Below are 16595 nucleotides of genomic sequence, written 5' to 3'. Positions count from 1 at the left end.
AGCCGCTCAGTGTCAGATCAACGTCAGTGCCAGATCAACGTCAGTGCCAGATCAACGTCAGCGCCAGATCAACGTCAGCGCCAGATCAACGTCAGCGCCAGAACAGATGGTGGGTGACTCCGCTCGGACTCGGGATCACTTCGTGCCGGAAGCGGTCCTCCAGGTCCGTCGGCCTCTCCCACAGCCTCGACCCGGCACCCAGCTCGATGTCGCACACCGCGACGTGCAAGGTGTCGACGAGGTCGGCGTCGAGGAACGACCTTATGATCGCGGCCCCGCCGCCAAGGCGGACGTCCTTGCCGTCGGCGGCTTCCCGCGCCTTCTCCAGGACAACCGCCGGCTCGTCGTCGACGAAGTGAAAGGTCGTGTCGGACAAGGTGAATGACGGACGCAGATGGTGGGTCATCACGAAGACCGGGGTGTGGAACGGCGGCTCGTCGCCCCACCAGCCGAGCCAGTCATGGTTCTCCCACGGTCCTCGGTGCGGGCTGAACTTGTTGGCGCCCATGATCTCGGCGCCGATGTTGTGATGGAAATCGCGGGTGAAGTAGTCGTCGAGTCCGCGACTACCGCCGGGTTCGGTGCGGTTGGGCCAACTCGCCGTCGCACCCGCCCACGCGAAGATGGAGGCCGGATCGGCGTGACCGAACGGCGTCTGGGCGCTCTGCCCCTCCCCCGCACCGTAACCGTCTCGCGAAACCCCGAAATTCTGCACACGTAGCAGTTGCGCCGCCATGGCTGTCCTCCTGTGGTCATCTGTGCGTCGACGATAGTCAGACCCACCGACGGCCCCGGACTCATCGGTCGGACACGATGCGCACCCCGAACAGCCGGGTCCGGGCGACCACGTCGTCGCGTTCGGCGTGCAGTGCCGTGCGCCGCGGGTCGGCCAGGTAGGCGTCGAGCGCGGCCCGGTTCTCGAAGTCGAACACCTGGACTTCGTCAGGGTCCTCGTCGCCGGGGTCATCTCTGCCGGGGTCGGCGCTGATCACCCGCGAGACGACGGTGCCGCCGTGGTCGGCGACCAGCGGCAGCACCTTGTCCTCGTACGCGCTCAGCTCGGCCCGACGACCCGGCCGCGCCCACAACAAGCAGCACAATTGCACGCTCATGGGCACCATCATGCTGCGCCCTGTGCGCTACCCGCGTGCCGGGACGGAGTGCGGGGTCCACACGAAGCCGTCCGGATCGGTGCACGGTCCGATTCCGCCACCGATCGTCAGGCGGTGCGATCCGCTGCCGTCGGCTGGGACGCCGGCATCCTTGGCCGCGGCCCGGCGACCGTAGAGTGCGAGCGTCACCGATTGCGGTTCGCTCTGGAACTCGACGTACTTGCGGCCGAAGCTCTTGGCAACGGCGAGTCCCCGCTCGACGTAGAACTCCTTGGTGGCCGCCACATCGTCGACGCCGAGCAGGAGCACCACATCCTCGAGCTGCCGTGCCGGCGCGCCCGTCGCCTTCTTCTTCGACGACGCGACCTTCCACAGAGCGCCGTCGGGCGCGGCGATCACCCCGCCGTAACCCCAGAAGGACTTCTTCGCCGGCTTCACCTCGGTGGCCCCGGCTTCGAGCGCGGGTTCGAGGAAGGAGTCGGCGACAACGGGATCGGCAACGACGAGTGACAGGACGTATCCGCGGAACCCGGAGGTGGTGTCCGCGCCTTCGGCGAACCGGAGACGATCCCCGAGGGCATCGCCGAATGCTGTGCGGTAGAACGCTTTCGCAGCATCGACGTCGGGGACGGTGAGGGTGATGAAATCAATTGAAGTGGTCATGACACTCACGCTAGGAGCGTCACCTCACCTCGCGCTTCTCGATTCCTGATCGAATCGTGCGGCCGGCCATGCCCCTCATCCGCTGGTCGAACCGCCGCGTCCCGATGCTGGTTGAGCCGGCGGGAACGACCGTCGACTCTCGAACCGTCGGCGCTCGCCAGTAAATGGATCGGTGAACTCCAGCGCATGGGCGACCAGCCGCAGCGGGGCGGAGAAGTCGCCGACGTCGGGGCGCTGCGCGAGCTCCGGTCGCACGTCGGGATAGAGCGGGTCATCGACGATGGGGACGCGCAGTGACGCCATGTGCAGCCGCAGCTGATGGGTACGCCCGGTGTGCGGCACCAGCCGGTAGAGGCCGGCGTCGGAGAGCAGCGTGATGTCGCTGATCGCGTTGACCGGGCCATCGACGACGCGCGCCCGCAGGTCGCCCGCGGTCTTCTCGATGCGGTTGCGGATCGTCACCGTCGTCGTCAGCGCGTCGTCGACCGGCGCCAGCGCCCGGTACTCCTTGGTGGCCGCCCGCGTCGCGAACAGATCCTGATAGGCGGCGCGAACCTCACGTCGCAGCGTGAACAACAACACACCGGCGGTCAGCCGGTCCAGCCGGTGAGCAGGGGCGACGTCGTCGGAACCGAGTTGTCGTCGAAGCCGGACCAGTGCGGTCTCGGTGACGTGCCGGCCACGTGGCATGGTCGCCAGAAAATGGGGCTTGTCGACGACGACGATGTTCTCGTCGGCGTAGAGAATCGGCAGTTCGAAGGGAATCGGGACCTCGTCGGGCAGGTCGCGGTAGAGATAGATCGCCGTGTTCAGCCGCGCCGGAGCGTCCAGCGACACCGGGTCGCCCGCGGCGTCGACGATCTCTCCGGCCTGCGCCCGAAGGCGCAGATCGTCGTCGGTCAGGTCGGCCAGCGCCGGGGTGGTACGCAGGCAGTCGCCGATGGTCGACTCCGGACCGGCCCGCAGGACCACCCGGGTCGCGTCGACGCCGTCCCGGATGGGTAGCGGCGACGGTCGCCGACGACGCATCGGGTGCGGCTCAGCTCTCCAGGCGCTTCTTCAGATTCGCGAGCAGCGCAGCCTGGATGCGGGCCAGACCCTTGGGGGCGAAGGTCTTCTCGAAGAAGCCGCCGATGCCGCTGGCCTGGCTGTTCCAGGTGGTCGTGGTGGTCACCTTGGAACCGTTACCCGCGGCGCTGACCTGGTAGGTCGTCACCATCGTCGAGTTCTCGTCGCGTTCGGTGACCGTATCGGGAACCACCGACACGGTTGCCTTGACGTCACGCTGACGCTTGGAGGTGGCCTGCAGAATCCAGTGCACGACGGTGCCGTCGCCGTTGCCGCCCTTGATCACCGCGTAGTCGCGGTACTGCTCCGGCAGGATCGCCGGGCGCACCTCGTTGTAGTCGGCGAGCGCGCCGATCACCGCGTCGGGTGCGGCGGCGATGTCGATCGACTGCGTTGCGGAAATCTGCCCCACGATGGGTTCTCCTTAGAACTGATTGGCGGGTGCCCTGCTCACGTCCTAGGCTAGCCAAGTGACTTCTGACCGGTTGGAGATGGGGGCACGGGCATTCGACCAGGGGGTGTCGACCCTCCTGGAGAGCTATCGCGCGATACCTCCCGAGGCCACTGTCCGTCTGGCGAAGAAGACCTCGAATCTCTTCCGCAAGCGCGCGGCCAATCCGCATCCCGGGCTCGATGTGTCCGGGCTCGACCGCGTGATCTCGGTGGACCCCGACGCTCGGACCGCCGACGTGGCCGGCATGTGCACCTACGAGAATCTCGTCGCCGCGACGCTGCCCTACGGACTGGCGCCGACGGTGGTGCCGCAGCTGAAGACCATCACGCTCGGCGGCGCGGTCACCGGGCTGGGCATCGAATCCACGTCGTTCCGCAACGGCCTACCGCACGAGGCGGTGCGCGAGATCGACATCCTCACCGGCAGCGGCGAGATCATCACCGCCACCCCCGAGGGCGAGCACTCCGACCTGTTCTTCGGATTCCCCAATTCGTATGGGACGCTCGGCTATTCGGTGCGGTTGAAGATCGAACTCGAGCAGGTGCCACCCTATGTGGAGTTGCGGCACATCCGGTTTCGCAGTCTGGCGGAGTTGCAGTCGACGATGGAGGCCATCGTCACCGACCGCAGCTTCGACGGTCAACCCGTCGACTACCTCGACGGCGTCGTCTTCTCCGCCGACGAGTCCTACCTGACGCTGGGCCGCCAAACCGCCGAGACGGGCCCCACCAGCGACTACACCGGAATGGACATCTACTACCGGTCGATCCAGCACAAACAGAACGACCGCCTCACCATCGGCGACTACCTCTGGCGCTGGGACACCGACTGGTTCTGGTGCTCACGCGCCTTCGGCGCCCAGAATCCGCGCATTCGCCGGTTCTGGCCGAAACGCTACCTACGCAGCAGCTTCTACTGGAAACTCATCGCCCTCGATCAGCGCTACGACATCGGCGACCGACTCAACGCCCGCAAGGGTGAGCCGCCGGGTGAGCGTGTGGTGCAGGACATCGAGGTCCCCATCGAGAACACCACCGCCTACCTCGAGTGGTTCCTGCAGAACATTCCCATCGAGCCGATCTGGTTGTGCCCGTTGCGGTTACGCGACCCCGCCCTCCCTGGCGCCGATCCCGCCCGGCCGTGGCCGCTGTACCCGTTGGAACCGCACCGCACCTACGTCAACGTCGGCTTCTGGTCGGCGGTGCCGGTGACACCCGGCGATCCGGGCCATACCAACAAGATGATCGAAGCCAAGGTGGCCGAACTCGACGGCCACAAGTCGCTGTACTCGGAATCCTTCTACAGCCCCGAGGATTTCGACGAGCTCTACGGCGGCGAGCACTATCGTCTGCTGAAGAAGCGGTACGACCCACGGGGACGTCTGCTGGATCTGTATGCGAAAGCGGTGAAACGTCAATGACCACGTTCAAGGATTCGTCGTCGTCGGGACTCGAGATCAGTTCCGGCAAGATGACCCTCGCCGAGATCTTCGAATCACTGATGGGCGGCAACCTGAAGATCCGGATCACCGCCTACGACGGCAGCGCCGCCGGCCCTCCCGACGCGAAGTACGGGCTGAACCTCAAGACCCCGCGCGGCACAACCTATCTGGTGACCGCGCCGGGCGACCTCGGTTTGGCCCGCGCCTACATCGCCGGCGATCTCGAGCTGGTGGGCGCCCATCCCGCCGACCCGTACGAGGCGCTACGCGCACTGGCCGGCGATCTCGAGTTCACCCGTCCGTCGGCGCTCACCCTCGCGCAGGTCGCGCGGTCGCTCGGCATCGAACACTTCAAGCCGATCGCTCCGCCGCCCCAGGAGGCCGTGCCGCGCTGGCGGCGTTTCGCCGAAGGGTTCCGGCACAGCAAGTCCCGCGACGCCGAGGTCATCCACCACCATTACGACGTGTCGAACACCTTCTACGAGTGGGTGCTCGGGCCGTCGATGACCTACACCTGCGCCGTCTACCCCGACCGCGACGCATCGCTGGAGACCGCGCAGGACAACAAGTATCGCCTCGTCTTCGACAAACTGCGCCTCAAGCCGGGCGACCGGCTACTCGACATCGGTTGCGGCTGGGGCGGAATGGTCCGCTACGCCGCCCGGCGCGGCGTCAAGGTCATCGGTGCGACCCTGTCCGCCGAACAGGCCGAGTGGGCCCAGAAGGCCATCGCCGACGAGGGACTCGGCGATCTCGCCGAGGTGCGGCACAGCGATTACCGTGATGTGCCCGAGGGCGACTTCGACGCGGTGTCGTCGATCGGCCTCACCGAGCACATCGGGGTGAGCAACTACCCCGCCTACTTCGGTTTCATGCGTGACAAACTGCGCGACGGCGGAATGCTGTTGAACCACTGCATCACCCGGCCGGACAACTCGAGCCGCAGCCGCGCGGGCTCGTTCATCGACCGCTACGTGTTCCCCGACGGTGAACTCACCGGGTCGGGCAAGATCATCTCGAAGCTGCAGGACATCGGCGGCATGGAGGTGGTGCACGAGGAGAATTTCCGCGAGCACTACGCGATGACCCTGCGCGACTGGAACCGCAACCTCGTCGAACACTGGGACGAGGCCGTCGAGGAGGTCGGCGAGGGCACCGCACGACTGTGGGGTCTGTATATGGCCGGCTGCCGGATCGGCTTCGACCGCAACATCATCCAGCTGCATCACGTGCTGGCCACCAAGCTCGACAAGCAGGGCCGCAGCAATCTGCCGCTGCGGCCGTGGTGGCAGGCCTGACGGTCGCTTCGGCGTCGGACTGAAAGTGGGGGAAGGATTTCCTTCCCCCACTTTTCGTTCTGTCCCCGGGAAGTTTCTCGAGAACGAAACCGGAAGTAGGGGAAGGATTTCCTTCCCCTACTTTCGTCAGCGTGCTCACTCGAGCGGACGCGCCCCCAACTCGGTCTTGAGCAGTTCCAGCGCGACCTTGTCCGGATCGTGACGTCCCTCCGGGGAGGCCGCCTGCGCGTCGGCGACCATCTCCTTGCGCTCCTCGTCGGGGATGTCCTCGTCCGCGCGAGGCGGTTCGGGCTCCTCGGGTTCGGCCACCGGCTCGGGTGCCGGAGCCGACGGTGCGCCCTGGTCGCGCGCCCGACTGGGCCGCGAAAAGGTCTGTCGCGGTTTGGATTGCTGTGCCGTCCGGGACTGTCGCGGCGCCCCGGCCGGTGCGGCCGCGCCGGGCGGCACATGGATCGTCCGCACGTCGAGTGGCGTACCGAACACCTCCTGGAGCGCAGCCCGGATGATGGCGACGTTGTGCGGCGCGGACAGCCTGCCCACCAGGAGTTCGGTGGGATGGGAGAGCACCACGACGTCGCCGTCGAGGTCGTGCACGGTGGCCGGCGACAGCATCGGTTCCACCGTCTTGCCCTGCGGACTCTGCGCCCGCACTGCGGCACGAACCTCCTGAAAACGCTTGCGCAGTGTGTCGGCATCGAGTCCGGGCACCGTGGGCGCCGCCTCCGGTTCGGGTTCCGGGTCCGGCGCACGCCGCGGCGACGACGGCTCGTCCGGCGGAGCGTCGTACTCGTCGAACGGCTCGTCCGGCAATGGAATATCCTCGGCGACAATGCTTTCCGTCTCCGGAGCAGGCTCGGCCACGCTCCGCGGCTCGGGCTCACGAGGGGCACCAGGTTGCGGCTCGGGATCCCGTGACGCGACGTGCTGCGTCTCGGGTTCCTGCGAGACGACCGGCTCCGCCTCGGGCTCCGGCTCGGGTTCACGCGAGGCAACCGGTTCCGGCTCACGCGGCTCCGGCTCAGGTACGGGGGCGGGCTGCGGTTCCGGTTCCGGCTCGACCCGCGCAGCAGGTGTCCGAGCCGGCGGTTGCGGAGCAGTGGGCGTGCCACCCCCACGCACCGGCTCCCCGTCCACGCCGACAGCACCAGGTTCGATGCCCTGCACGTCGTCGGCCTCGGCTTCCTCGGCTTCGGTACGTTCGGCAACCGCCGACGCCTTGGCCTCCTCCATCGCCTTGCGCTGCGACGGACGCACGAACTTGGGTTCGGGTTCGGGTTCACTCGGCGCGGCCGGGATCGGCACCGACGCCCGCACACCGGATTCGAGTCGTTCCAGCCGCTGCAGCACCGCGATCTCGTCGGCCGACACCGCCGGCAGCAACATCCGCGCACACATCACCTCGAGCAGCAGTCGCGGCGATGTGGTACCGCGCATCTCCCCCAGCGCGGCGTGGACGAGTTCGGCGAAACGGGTGAGCGACGCCGCACCCAGGGTCTCGATCTGCCTGTTCATCCGGGCCAGCTGATCGCCTGGTGCTTCCACCAGGCCACGCTCGGCCGCATCCGGAACAGCTTGCAGCAGAATGAGATCCCGCAACCGTTCGAGAAGGTCGACGGCAAAGCGACGCGGATCGTGCCCGGCGTCGACGACCTTCTCGACGGTGCCGAACAGGGTTGCGCCGTCGCCAGTGGCAAGAGCGTCGATGGTGTCGTCGATGAGCGCGATGTCGGTGACGCCGAGTAGCGCGAGAGCCCGGTCGTAGGTGACGCCCCGGTCATCGGCGCCGGCGAGCAACTGATCGAGAATCGAGAGCGAGTCGCGCGGCGACCCCCCACCGGCGCGGATCACCAGCGGATAGACCTCGGGTGCCACGGTCACGTGCTCCTGGGCGCAGATCCTCTCCAAAAGTCCGCGCATCACCGGCGGCGCGAGCAGCCGGAACGGGTAGTGGTGGGTGCGCGAGCGGATGGTGGGCAACACCTTCTCTGGCTCGGTGGTGGCGAAGACGAAGATCAGATGCTCCGGCGGCTCCTCCACGATCTTGAGCAGCGCGTTGAAGCCCGCGTTGGTGACCATGTGTGCCTCGTCGACGATGAACACGCGGTAGCGCGACTCGGCCGGCGCATAGAACGCCCGGTCCCGCAGCTCACGCGTGTCGTCGACGCCACCGTGGCTGGCCGCGTCGAGCTCGATGACGTCGAGGTTGCCCGGCCCGCCCGGGGCGAGCGCGACGCACGAGACGCATTCCCCGCACGGCGTCGACGTCGGTCCCTGCACACAGTTGAGGGACCGCGCGAGGATGCGCGCCGACGACGTCTTGCCGCAACCGCGCGGCCCGGAGAACAGGTACGCATGATTGATTCGGCCGGCATCGAGCGCATGGCTCAGCGGGTCTGTGACATGCTCCTGGCCGACGACGTCGGCGAACGTAGCCGGGCGATAGGTGCGATACAGGGCCACGCGTCGAGACTACCGGCGCACTCCGACAGGATCGTCGGCTGGTCGTCTTGCTTGTGCACAACCGAACGAGGGTTGCCTTCAGATGTGGCATGGTTTGAGATCGATCGGTCGCAGGGCAATCCGGATGCTTGGGAAACCGCAGGCCGGCAGGCTTTCTTGAGGCATGACAGGGTGTTGCGGAGGACGGCACTCGCAGGTGTCTGCACGATATGAGACGGGGGATGATGACTTTTCCATCAATGTCACGAGGGTCGACGAAGCAGCCGGAAAGCTGGACGGGATCGCGGGGACGATCCGCGCGCTCCGGCTGAGCACCAGCATGGCAACGCTGGGCACGGCGATTCCGGACACACCGAACGTCGTGTCACCGGTCAAGCCGGTGGCCGACACAGCCGACGCGACTGTCAGCTCCGCGGTAGACCGTTGCGCCGGGCAGGTGGAGGCGTTCGGCGCTTTGGTCCGGGTCGCGGCACGAACGACCGCAGAGACCGACGAGTTCAATGCGAGCCGTTTCACCGGAGCAGGGGATCTTCCCTCGGTCACGGCGTGGGATCCGTTCAACCAGATGCGACCGGCCCCGGCAACCGGACAGGGAGGGCAAGTCGATGTCAACACCCGCTGCCTTCGATGTCACGCTTTGGCAGCCCCAGATGATGCTCCCGGTCGCCGCCGATCTGCGAACGATGGCCCGGACGATTCTGGATCAGGGCAACCCGACCTACAACGCGGTAGTCGGCCTCGACCGCACCAGCGACTGGGTCGGCAAGAGCCGTGGTGCCGCAGACGACCGCGCCGATGCCGTCAAGAAATGGCTCTTCAACATCTCGGACAATCTGAGCGATGTCGCCACCTCTATCGAAAAGGGTTGCGAGAACATCGCCAATCAGAAGTCCTACCTGGACAAACTAACTGCCGAAGCTGACGACGCCGGATACGTCTTGAGCGACCCGATGGACGCCTCGTGGCCGCTTCAACTCAAAACGGGTCGCGAGGAGAAGAGCGGCGATCCCGATGCGATGCGCTCATGGAGCGGCCGCCTGGTGGCACAGGCCAACGATACGTTCACTGCCGTCAACGATTTCGCGAGATCACTGACCGTCGAGTTGGGACAGATCACGACCTTGACTCCCCCGCAGCTGGCACTCAACGGCACCATGGGAACGCGTGATGTGGCGATGGCAAGGGACGGGTGGACACCCGATGAGATCCGCAGAGTTGCCCAGCACCTGAAGGATGCTCAACTGACCCCTGAGCAGATTCAGGCGTTACGCAATGGTGGCACCGCCAATGTTCCACCGGGACTGGTCTCGTATCTCCGCAATCTCTATAACGGCCTGAGCCCCAAGGACGCTCTCGCCCTCCGTTACGCTCTCAACGGCCTCGGTGACGGTTCCGGACGAGCATTCGCCAACGGCATCACCAGCCTGAGTAGCGAGAGAGTCGCCGGTGGTGGAACCGCGGGCGGATTCAGCGAACTCCCCAAATGGATGCAGGACATGATGACCGAACGTGTTCCGGTCGACCGCCCAGAAAATTACGACGGATTTGCACGGTCTTTCGCACTCGGACAGCTCCTCAGTGGTGCCACGGTTCCGCCCGGGGTTCGCACAGGTACGGAACTCACTCTCAAGACGGCGAACCTTGCCGCCGCAGCACGTTCAAGATTCGGCGTCGATTCTTACATGGCGGATTTCGCGCTTCGCTCTGAGTGGGGTGTCGATAACGGCCTGGCGGACCCGACCGGCACCGATGGCAGGATCGCCTCCCCGGCGCGATACCACTCGACAATGGAAGCACTCCTCAACACAGGCCTGATCAATCACGAATCAGCAACAACGGTGTTGACGGGACAGGGGCCGGGGCTCCCGGAGAACTACGATCGCGCCGCGACAATCGAACACCTCGCCAGCCATGACTGGCGCGATCACGGCGCGGTCCTCGGACACCTGACCGATTGGATCGACGATTACGCCCTCGATCAGCAGGACGGATACAAGCCTGAACTGTCAGCCCGAGCATTCCGTGGACTCTTCGACGCGACTACCGGACCACAGCAGTTCGACCATCTCATGAACATCGGCGGAGCCGACAAACCCGCGCTGGGAGACATCAACCCGCTGTTCGCGAAAGCGCTCGAGGAGGCCAGTCATCCGTACTTCAACGTACTTGCCGGTGGCAATCCCTACAATTACGGATTCAATCCAGGTGCGGCCGACCATCTAATAGGACTCGGCGATCCCAAAGAAGGTGAGTTGACGAGGGACTTCGATCTGCAGGATCGGGTGCGCCGCCTGTTCGGGCTTATCTCTTCCGGTGACACCAATCCACCCGGTCTCACCGGATTGACCGCGCGAGAGCAATTGATCCAGGACATCGGTTACCGGCAATCCGTCAATGCCGGGATGGTCCCGGACGCTTTGCGTCAAGGAAATGGGTTCGACGCCGATATCGCCGCCAGGAATGGTTGGTTGCAACATCTCCTGCGCGACGGAGTGACGGCGAACAGTTTCGATAATTGGTTTGACGCTCGTCCTGGAGATCAAAGGATCGATGCCCAGGACTTCAATTCGATAAAGTCGAATGTCAATACAATTGTCAAGGAGGGCATCAAGCTATTACCCATTCCCGGAAGCTCTTACGTGGCGACTGGCGCAGGCATGCTGATCGACTGGGCACACGCGCCCACGAGCACCCCACCACACGAGGGTATCGCACCCACCCGAGTTGGAGTCGATGACACTCTTCTTGAACAACACTGGGCGGCGTGGATGGCAACACATCCGCAAGCGATCCCCGGCAACAAGATCGACGCGCTATTGTTCTATCCGGACGGAAGCTTGAAGCCACTAGGAGTTGTTGTCGCCGAGAACAATTCGGACACAGCAAAGCATCCGACGATCAGCGAGCCTACACTCGTCCAGATAATAGTGAAACGCCTTCAAGCCCAAGGTCTGGACTTGACCAACTACGATGCCACCTACAACAGGTACGCGGGAGACGATGACGATGCAATTTCTGCTGACGAGTACGACAAAGAGCTTCTCGGCAGGAAATGATGTCGTTGCCACCATATTCGTGCGATCCAGATTGCGATGCTCGTGATCCGACGCAACCTTCGCATCGTCACAGCAATCGTGCTGGCATCCGCACTGTTTGTGGCGGCGTGTTCTGACGTCACACCCTCAGATGGCGCGTCAAGTACCGCGGCGGATTCCGCACGGTCCTACAGCTTTCCAATCGCGCTCGGCTCAATGACGACCGTCTGGCAGGCCTCCCCCGGCATCAGTCTCACCACGCCCGATGCAACTCTGGTACGAGCGTTCTTTGAGTCCCGGTTCATCGTCGAGGTGCTCGGGATGCCTTACGCATTCCCAGGCTTCGCGGACACCGTAAGAATCGTCCAAAACAGCATCTACGACATACCTGAAGGCCATCCGTCGGCCGACGACAGGCGCGCCGGCACACGTCGCCTGATGCTTCTCAGCCTTGCGCGTACAGACGACCGTCTTGACGCCCTGGTCTGCGACGACCAGGCGGGGCTCTATTTTGAGAAGAACATCGGTCACAAACATCGAGGTCTTCCTCCGCTGTTCGATCTCCGCGACGGTAGATGGTTCATGCCCGATGCATTTCCCTACTCGGTTAGCCTGCGCAAGTCCGGCACAAGTGTGTGGCATCCGACCGTCGACCGCGACACCGACCGCGCACCCAACTGGAATGCCTTCACTGGATGGACAGCCAAGCAGAATCGCCTCAATCTGGACGGTTCGAACTCCATCTTGTGCAGCAACTGGGCCTCGCGCAACTACCCTGGGATACCGTCCGGCCAGAGCCAGGGGGCTCCTCAACGCATCTATCCCACGGGTCCCACGGACCCCGCTTTCCAACCGACGTTGCCCCAAAGCCCAGGCTGGACCCGGTTGGGGCAGCGCTGACCTCAGCTCTTCCCGAGCAACGTCTCCGTCGCCGCGAGCAGCACGCACGTGGACACCCCGTCCATGGCGACGCGCAGGTCGTCGGTGCTCGGGAAGGTCGGTGCCAGACGGATGTTCCGGTCGTACGGGTCGGTCTTGTACGGGAACGCCGAACCCGCTCCGGTGAGTGCGATGCCGGCGTCCTTGGCGAGCTGGATGGTCCGCTTGGCGGCACCGTCGAGCACGTCGAGGTTGATGAAGTAGCCGCCCTCCGGTTCCGACCAGGTCGCCACCTTGGACTCGGCGAGCCGGTCGGAGAGGATGTCGAGCACCATCTGGAACTTGGGCGCCAGGATCTCCCGGTGCCGGGCCATGTGGGCGCGCACACCGTCGGCGTCGCCGAAGAACATGGCGTGCCGCAGCTGGTTGACCTTGTCGGGTCCGATGGTCTTGAAGGACAGGTGTTTGGTGAACCAGTCGACGTTGGCCTGCGACGATCCGAAGAACGAGACACCCGCCCCGGCGAAGGTGATCTTCGACGTCGAACCGAGCACGTAGACGCGGTTGGGATTGCCTGCCTCGGCAGCCATCTCGATGACCGGCAGCGGCGTCGGCGGAGCGTCGACGAGGGTGTGCACCGCGTACGCGTTGTCCCAATAGATGCGGAAGTCAGGCGCGGCCGGCATCGACAGCAGCCCGCGGGTGACCTCCTCGGTGAACGTCACGCCGGTCGGGTTGGAGTAGGTGGGGACCGCCCACATGCCCTTGATGCTCGGGTCATTGGCGGTCAACTCGGCGCATACGTCGACGTCGGGGCCGTTGGGCAGCATCGGCACCGGGATCATCTCGATGCCGTAGTTCTCGGTGATGGCGAAGTGCCGGTCGTATCCGGGTGCGGGACACAGGAATTTGACCTTCTGTCCGTGCCACGGGCCGTCGGAATCCGGGGTGCCGGTCAGGAGCGCGAACGCCGTCAGGTCGTGCATCAACTCGAGACTGGAGTTGCCGAAGGCGATGAGATTGTCGGGGTCGACGGCGAGCAGCTCGCCGAAGATGCTGCGCAACTCGGGCAGACCCTTGATGCCGCCGTAGTTGCGGGTGTCGGTGCCGTCGTCGGCCTTGTACTTCTCGCCCGGCAGGGACAGCAGTTCGTTGGACAGATCCAGCTGCTCGGGTGCGGGCTTGCCGCGGGTGAGATCGAGCTTGAGGCCGGCCGCACACAGCTCGTCGTAGAGCTTCTTGAGGTCCAGCTGCGTGGCGCGAAGCTGATCAGAACTCATCGAATGGAAGTGCAACGTAGGCCCTCTCGCCGCAACGCCGGTGCGGGTGGCCGACGCGGCATACCTGGTGATCGTGTCGGGAATAGGGGACCCCGCGCACCCGAGAGAGCCCGTTGACCCTTGCTGCCTTCCGGCCCTGGGGGAGTTCACAGGATGCACGCCGCGCGGGATCCGAAGACCAGTGTATTCGACCCGTTTGGGCGTCATCGACCGGGTGACTGGTATCAGAGTGGTATCTTCGCCGGCATGGGTATGACGCTGCGAACGAGCGAGGCACAGACCGAGGCGTTGCGTCGTCAGGCCGAGCTCGAGGGCCGATCGATGCAGGCAGTCGCGCTGTCGGCGATTGACGAGTACATCGCTCGTCGGGCACACACCGACAAGGTCGAGCGTGCGGCCCGACGCGTCGTCGACGAGCAGGCCGGCCTACTCGAGCGACTCAAAGACGCATGACCGAGTTCCTGGATCTCGAAGACCTCATCACCATCTCCGCCCTCGCCACCGGCATCGACGCCGAGGTCCGCGACTACGGCCTGCTGGAATCTGCGGTAGCGCGGCCCCGCACCACCGTCTTTGGCGAGGACGCCTACCCCGACCTCCACCTCAAGGCGGCGGCCCTGTTGCAGTCGCTCACCCGCAACCACGCGCTCATCGACGGCAACAAGCCCACTGCCTGGGTGGCGTGCCTGACGTTCCTCGGCATCAATGACCAGTGGATCACCGCGCCCGAGGACGACCGCTTCGACTTCATCATCCGCGTCGCGACCGGTCAGGACGGTGAACTCGAGAGCATCGCCGCACAACTGCGGGCGTGGAGTGACCCGGGACGATAACCAACAACGCCCGTGACCAGCTCTTTCGAGTCGATCACGGGCGTTGGCTGTGGCGGAGGATAGGGGATTCGAACCCCTGAGGGCTGTTAACCCAACCCGCGTTCCAGGCGAGCGCCATAGGCCACTAGGCGAATCCTCCAACTCGGCGATGATAGCGGTCAGGACGCCGACGCCCAAAACCGTGAGCCCTCGCCGGCACCGGCGCGCCGAGTGTCCTCGACGACACCCCTGGTCCGGCAGATGCGTATATGCGCCGACCACCACCGCATAGGTGTCATCTGGGACAGCCATCGGACCCGATTCTGGCTACCGCAGGTAGCCCGGGAGCATCGAGACCGGTGCCACAGCGGTGTTGCGGTCGCTCGACCCCGACGACAGGATGCCCACGATGCGGCCGCTCGCGTCGCGGACGCCCGAGCCGCTGTCCCCGGCCTTCGACAGGAGATTGGTGCGAACACTGACGGTGGAGTGCTGCAGTAGGAAGGGTGGCGCCCAGACGATGCCGCGTGCAGTGCGCTTGGTCGGCTTCGGGTCGGTGACCACGCCGCGACTGAAGCCCGTTGTCACACCGTTCTTGGTGACCACCTGACCACGGAAGAACCCGGCGTTCCAGTCGATGCGATCGACCTGGACGCGCTGCCGGGGGGCAAGTCGGATGACCGCGATGTCGAGGCCCTTGGTGATGCGGTTGGCCGAGATCGTGCCGATTCGCGTGCCGCGCGCGTTGTAGACGGCGCGTCCGACTTCGCCGCAATGTCCGGCGGTGATGGCGCGCGTCGGAGAGACCACCGCGCCCAGCGTGCACTTGCTCTGAGTGAGGATCGACTCCTCGACGTCGATCTCCATCCCGGACCGCACCGTGGTCGCCGGAGCCGCCTCGGCGGTGACAGCGGGCGCGGCGGCCAGCATTCCGACGGACAGCAGAACACCGGCCATGACCCTACGTCGCATTGATTGATCCCCTCATCTCGTGCAGTGCACGATCATCCTATGTCCGAGAGCGCCTCGGGCATCCCCCGTCAAAGTTTGCCATAGTGAATCACGGATTCGTCATGTATGCACGTTTGAGTGCCCCGGATAGGCTGGCGGCATGTCGAACGAGACCGCTCCCGTTGTTGTCGTCGGTGCCACCGGAGGTCAGGGAGGTGCGGTCCTCGACGCCCTCCTCGACGCCGGGCGTCCGGTCCGAGCCATCGTCCGTGATCCGTCGTCGGGCCGGGCCACCAAGCTCGCCGACCGCGGCGTGGCGCTCGCCACCGGCGACATGGTCAGCGGTGCGGGTCTCGCCGACGCGTTCACCGGCGCTGCGGGTGTCTTCGCCCTCACCACCCCGTTCGAGACCGGCGTCGACGCCGAGCTCGTCCAGGGTCGGGCACTCATCTCGGCCGCCACCGAAGCGCAGGTCCCCTACCTCGTGTTCTCCTCGGTCGCGAGCGCAAACCTCGGCACCGGCGTTCCGCACTTCGAGAGTAAGTACGAGGTCGAAAAGCTCTTGGCAGCAAGCGATATCGCACACACAGTCGTCGGGCCGTCGTACTTCTACGACAACCTGCTCGGCGGCGCAGACGCTCTGCAGGCCGGGGTGATGCCGCTTGCCATGCCCGCCGACAAGGAACTCCAGCAGCTGTCGCGGCGCGATCTCGGACGGTTTGTCGCGGGCCTCTTCGACGATCCACAGGCGCACGTCGGCGAGCGCTTCGACCTCGCCTCCGATGCCCCGACACCGAATCAGATGGCCGCCACCCTCAGTGACGTCCTCGGCGGAGCGTGACCGCCGAATCCTTTGATCCCGAACGCATCTCGTCACCCGATATGCGCGCCATGTTCACCTTCCTCAGCGGGGATGGGTATTCCGTCGACATCCCTGCGCTCCACGAGCGCTTTCCCGACGTCGGGTGGCAGTCGTCGCCGAGTGGGCGTCAGCGACGCTTCGGAGCTGAGCTGCTGAGCCGGTACTCCGCCGGGTGGCCCTCGACTGCCTGTTGAGTCGATTCGAGCCACCCCTTCCGCCGGTTGAACCGACCCGAGCCACCCATGCCACCCCTTCTGCCGGTTGAGCCGCGACGGGCGAG

General features: G+C 65.3%; 14 protein-coding genes, 1 tRNA gene, 1 other RNA gene and 1 pseudogene. 7 read left to right on the top strand and 10 right to left on the bottom strand.

What is annotated here, in order from left to right:
• Positions 1 to 91: 91 nt before the first annotated feature.
• From GBRO_RS02130 to GBRO_RS02110, 5 genes are all read right to left on the bottom strand, one after another.
• Positions 92 to 736 carry a dihydrofolate reductase family protein gene (locus GBRO_RS02130; RefSeq protein ID WP_012832357.1) on the bottom strand — a complete coding sequence of 215 codons (645 nt, stop codon included), beginning with the start codon at positions 734 to 736 and terminating at the stop codon, positions 92 to 94.
• A gap of 61 nt (positions 737 to 797) precedes the next feature.
• Entirely contained in the window at positions 798 to 1112 is a 315-nt protein-coding gene (locus tag GBRO_RS02125) for a hypothetical protein (protein WP_115311764.1), read from the bottom strand.
• 27 nt (positions 1113 to 1139) lie between these two features.
• A complete protein-coding gene (locus GBRO_RS02120) occupies positions 1140 to 1775 on the bottom strand; it encodes a VOC family protein (RefSeq protein WP_012832355.1) in 636 nt (211 codons plus the stop codon).
• 75 nt (positions 1776 to 1850) lie between these two features.
• Positions 1851 to 2804: a pseudouridine synthase gene (locus tag GBRO_RS02115; protein WP_012832354.1), complete on the bottom strand. Its 954-nt coding sequence runs from the start codon at positions 2802 to 2804 to the stop codon at positions 1851 to 1853.
• Between the two features lie 10 nt (positions 2805 to 2814).
• Positions 2815 to 3255, bottom strand: coding sequence for an SRPBCC family protein (locus GBRO_RS02110; protein WP_012832353.1), 441 nt, complete (start codon positions 3253 to 3255; stop codon positions 2815 to 2817).
• A gap of 79 nt (positions 3256 to 3334) precedes the next feature.
• Here GBRO_RS02110 and GBRO_RS02105 point away from each other — a divergent pair, with 79 nt between their 5' ends.
• Together GBRO_RS02105 and GBRO_RS02100 are read left to right on the top strand one after the other, a co-directional pair.
• A complete protein-coding gene (locus GBRO_RS02105; RefSeq protein WP_012832352.1) occupies positions 3335 to 4717 on the top strand; it encodes an FAD-binding oxidoreductase in 1383 nt (460 codons plus the stop codon).
• Complete coding sequence (locus GBRO_RS02100) at positions 4714 to 6036, top strand: class I SAM-dependent methyltransferase (protein ID WP_012832351.1); 1323 nt, start codon at positions 4714 to 4716, stop codon at positions 6034 to 6036. Before GBRO_RS02105 ends, GBRO_RS02100 begins: the two co-directional genes overlap by 4 nt.
• Positions 6037 to 6171: 135 nt before the next feature.
• Here the strand turns inward: GBRO_RS02100 and GBRO_RS02095 are convergent, their stop codons facing one another.
• Positions 6172 to 8496, bottom strand: a complete 2325-nt coding sequence (locus tag GBRO_RS02095; RefSeq protein ID WP_012832350.1) for a DNA polymerase III subunit gamma and tau — start codon at positions 8494 to 8496, stop codon at positions 6172 to 6174.
• Between the two features lie 605 nt (positions 8497 to 9101).
• Here GBRO_RS02095 and GBRO_RS02090 point away from each other — a divergent pair.
• Positions 9102 to 11552 carry a TPR repeat region-containing protein gene (locus GBRO_RS02090; RefSeq protein WP_012832349.1) on the top strand — a complete coding sequence of 817 codons (2451 nt, stop codon included), beginning with the start codon at positions 9102 to 9104 and terminating at the stop codon, positions 11550 to 11552.
• A gap of 36 nt (positions 11553 to 11588) precedes the next feature.
• Positions 11589 to 12431: a hypothetical protein gene (locus tag GBRO_RS02085; RefSeq protein ID WP_012832348.1), complete on the top strand. Its 843-nt coding sequence runs from the start codon at positions 11589 to 11591 to the stop codon at positions 12429 to 12431.
• 2 nt (positions 12432 to 12433) lie between these two features.
• Here the strand turns inward: GBRO_RS02085 and GBRO_RS02080 are convergent, their stop codons facing one another.
• Both GBRO_RS02080 and ffs read right to left on the bottom strand, forming a co-directional pair.
• Positions 12434 to 13705, bottom strand: a complete 1272-nt coding sequence (locus tag GBRO_RS02080; protein ID WP_041919675.1) for an aminotransferase class I/II-fold pyridoxal phosphate-dependent enzyme — start codon at positions 13703 to 13705, stop codon at positions 12434 to 12436.
• A 66-nt stretch (positions 13706 to 13771) separates the two neighbouring features.
• Positions 13772 to 13866: signal recognition particle sRNA small type (gene ffs, locus GBRO_RS25055), an RNA gene on the bottom strand.
• Between the two features lie 70 nt (positions 13867 to 13936).
• Here ffs and GBRO_RS02075 point away from each other — a divergent pair.
• Together GBRO_RS02075 and GBRO_RS02070 are read left to right on the top strand one after the other, a co-directional pair.
• The gene (locus GBRO_RS02075) at positions 13937 to 14143 is read left to right on the top strand and encodes a hypothetical protein (RefSeq protein WP_012832346.1); all 207 of its coding nucleotides are present in this window, start codon (positions 13937 to 13939) and stop codon (positions 14141 to 14143) included.
• Positions 14140 to 14523: a type II toxin-antitoxin system death-on-curing family toxin gene (locus GBRO_RS02070; protein WP_012832345.1), complete on the top strand. Its 384-nt coding sequence runs from the start codon at positions 14140 to 14142 to the stop codon at positions 14521 to 14523. Before GBRO_RS02075 ends, GBRO_RS02070 begins: the two co-directional genes overlap by 4 nt.
• A gap of 50 nt (positions 14524 to 14573) precedes the next feature.
• Here the strand turns inward: GBRO_RS02070 and GBRO_RS02065 are convergent.
• Positions 14574 to 14662 (bottom strand) — tRNA-Ser (locus tag GBRO_RS02065).
• Positions 14663 to 14829: 167 nt separating this feature from the next.
• On the bottom strand, positions 14830 to 15474 hold the full coding sequence (locus GBRO_RS02060) for a chymotrypsin family serine protease (protein WP_012832344.1): 645 nt from the start codon (positions 15472 to 15474) through the stop codon (positions 14830 to 14832).
• A 139-nt stretch (positions 15475 to 15613) separates the two neighbouring features.
• On the opposite strand from GBRO_RS02060, the pseudogene GBRO_RS02055 reads away from it, so the two are divergent.
• Positions 15614 to 16463, top strand: a pseudogene (locus GBRO_RS02055) (NmrA/HSCARG family protein).
• Positions 16464 to 16595: the final 132 nt, after the last annotated feature.

The organism is Gordonia bronchialis DSM 43247 (genome assembly GCF_000024785.1).
GTDB classification, from domain to species: Bacteria; Actinomycetota; Actinomycetes; order Mycobacteriales; family Mycobacteriaceae; genus Gordonia; species Gordonia bronchialis.
Note: the sequence above shows the minus strand (reverse complement) of the source record. Positions and strands in the feature narration are given on the sequence as shown.

What these genes read in the sequence shown, in the direction of transcription:
- GBRO_RS02090 (WP_012832349.1), top strand. Translation starts at nt 9,102, where the DNA reads ATGTCAACACCCGCTGCCTTCGATGTCACGCTTTGGCAGCCCCAGATG.
- GBRO_RS02100 (WP_012832351.1), top strand. Translation starts at nt 4,714, where the DNA reads ATGACCACGTTCAAGGATTCGTCGTCGTCGGGACTCGAGATCAGTTCC.
- GBRO_RS02115 (WP_012832354.1), bottom strand. Translation starts at nt 2,804, where the DNA reads ATGCGTCGTCGGCGACCGTCGCCGCTACCCATCCGGGACGGCGTCGAC.
- GBRO_RS02085 (WP_012832348.1), top strand. Translation starts at nt 11,589, where the DNA reads ATGCTCGTGATCCGACGCAACCTTCGCATCGTCACAGCAATCGTGCTG.
- GBRO_RS02105 (WP_012832352.1), top strand. Translation starts at nt 3,335, where the DNA reads ATGGGGGCACGGGCATTCGACCAGGGGGTGTCGACCCTCCTGGAGAGC.
- GBRO_RS02120 (WP_012832355.1), bottom strand. Translation starts at nt 1,775, where the DNA reads ATGACCACTTCAATTGATTTCATCACCCTCACCGTCCCCGACGTCGAT.
- GBRO_RS02060 (WP_012832344.1), bottom strand. Translation starts at nt 15,474, where the DNA reads ATGCGACGTAGGGTCATGGCCGGTGTTCTGCTGTCCGTCGGAATGCTG.
- GBRO_RS02075 (WP_012832346.1), top strand. Translation starts at nt 13,937, where the DNA reads ATGGGTATGACGCTGCGAACGAGCGAGGCACAGACCGAGGCGTTGCGT.
- GBRO_RS02125 (WP_115311764.1), bottom strand. Translation starts at nt 1,112, where the DNA reads ATGAGCGTGCAATTGTGCTGCTTGTTGTGGGCGCGGCCGGGTCGTCGG.
- GBRO_RS02130 (WP_012832357.1), bottom strand. Translation starts at nt 736, where the DNA reads ATGGCGGCGCAACTGCTACGTGTGCAGAATTTCGGGGTTTCGCGAGAC.
- GBRO_RS02070 (WP_012832345.1), top strand. Translation starts at nt 14,140, where the DNA reads ATGACCGAGTTCCTGGATCTCGAAGACCTCATCACCATCTCCGCCCTC.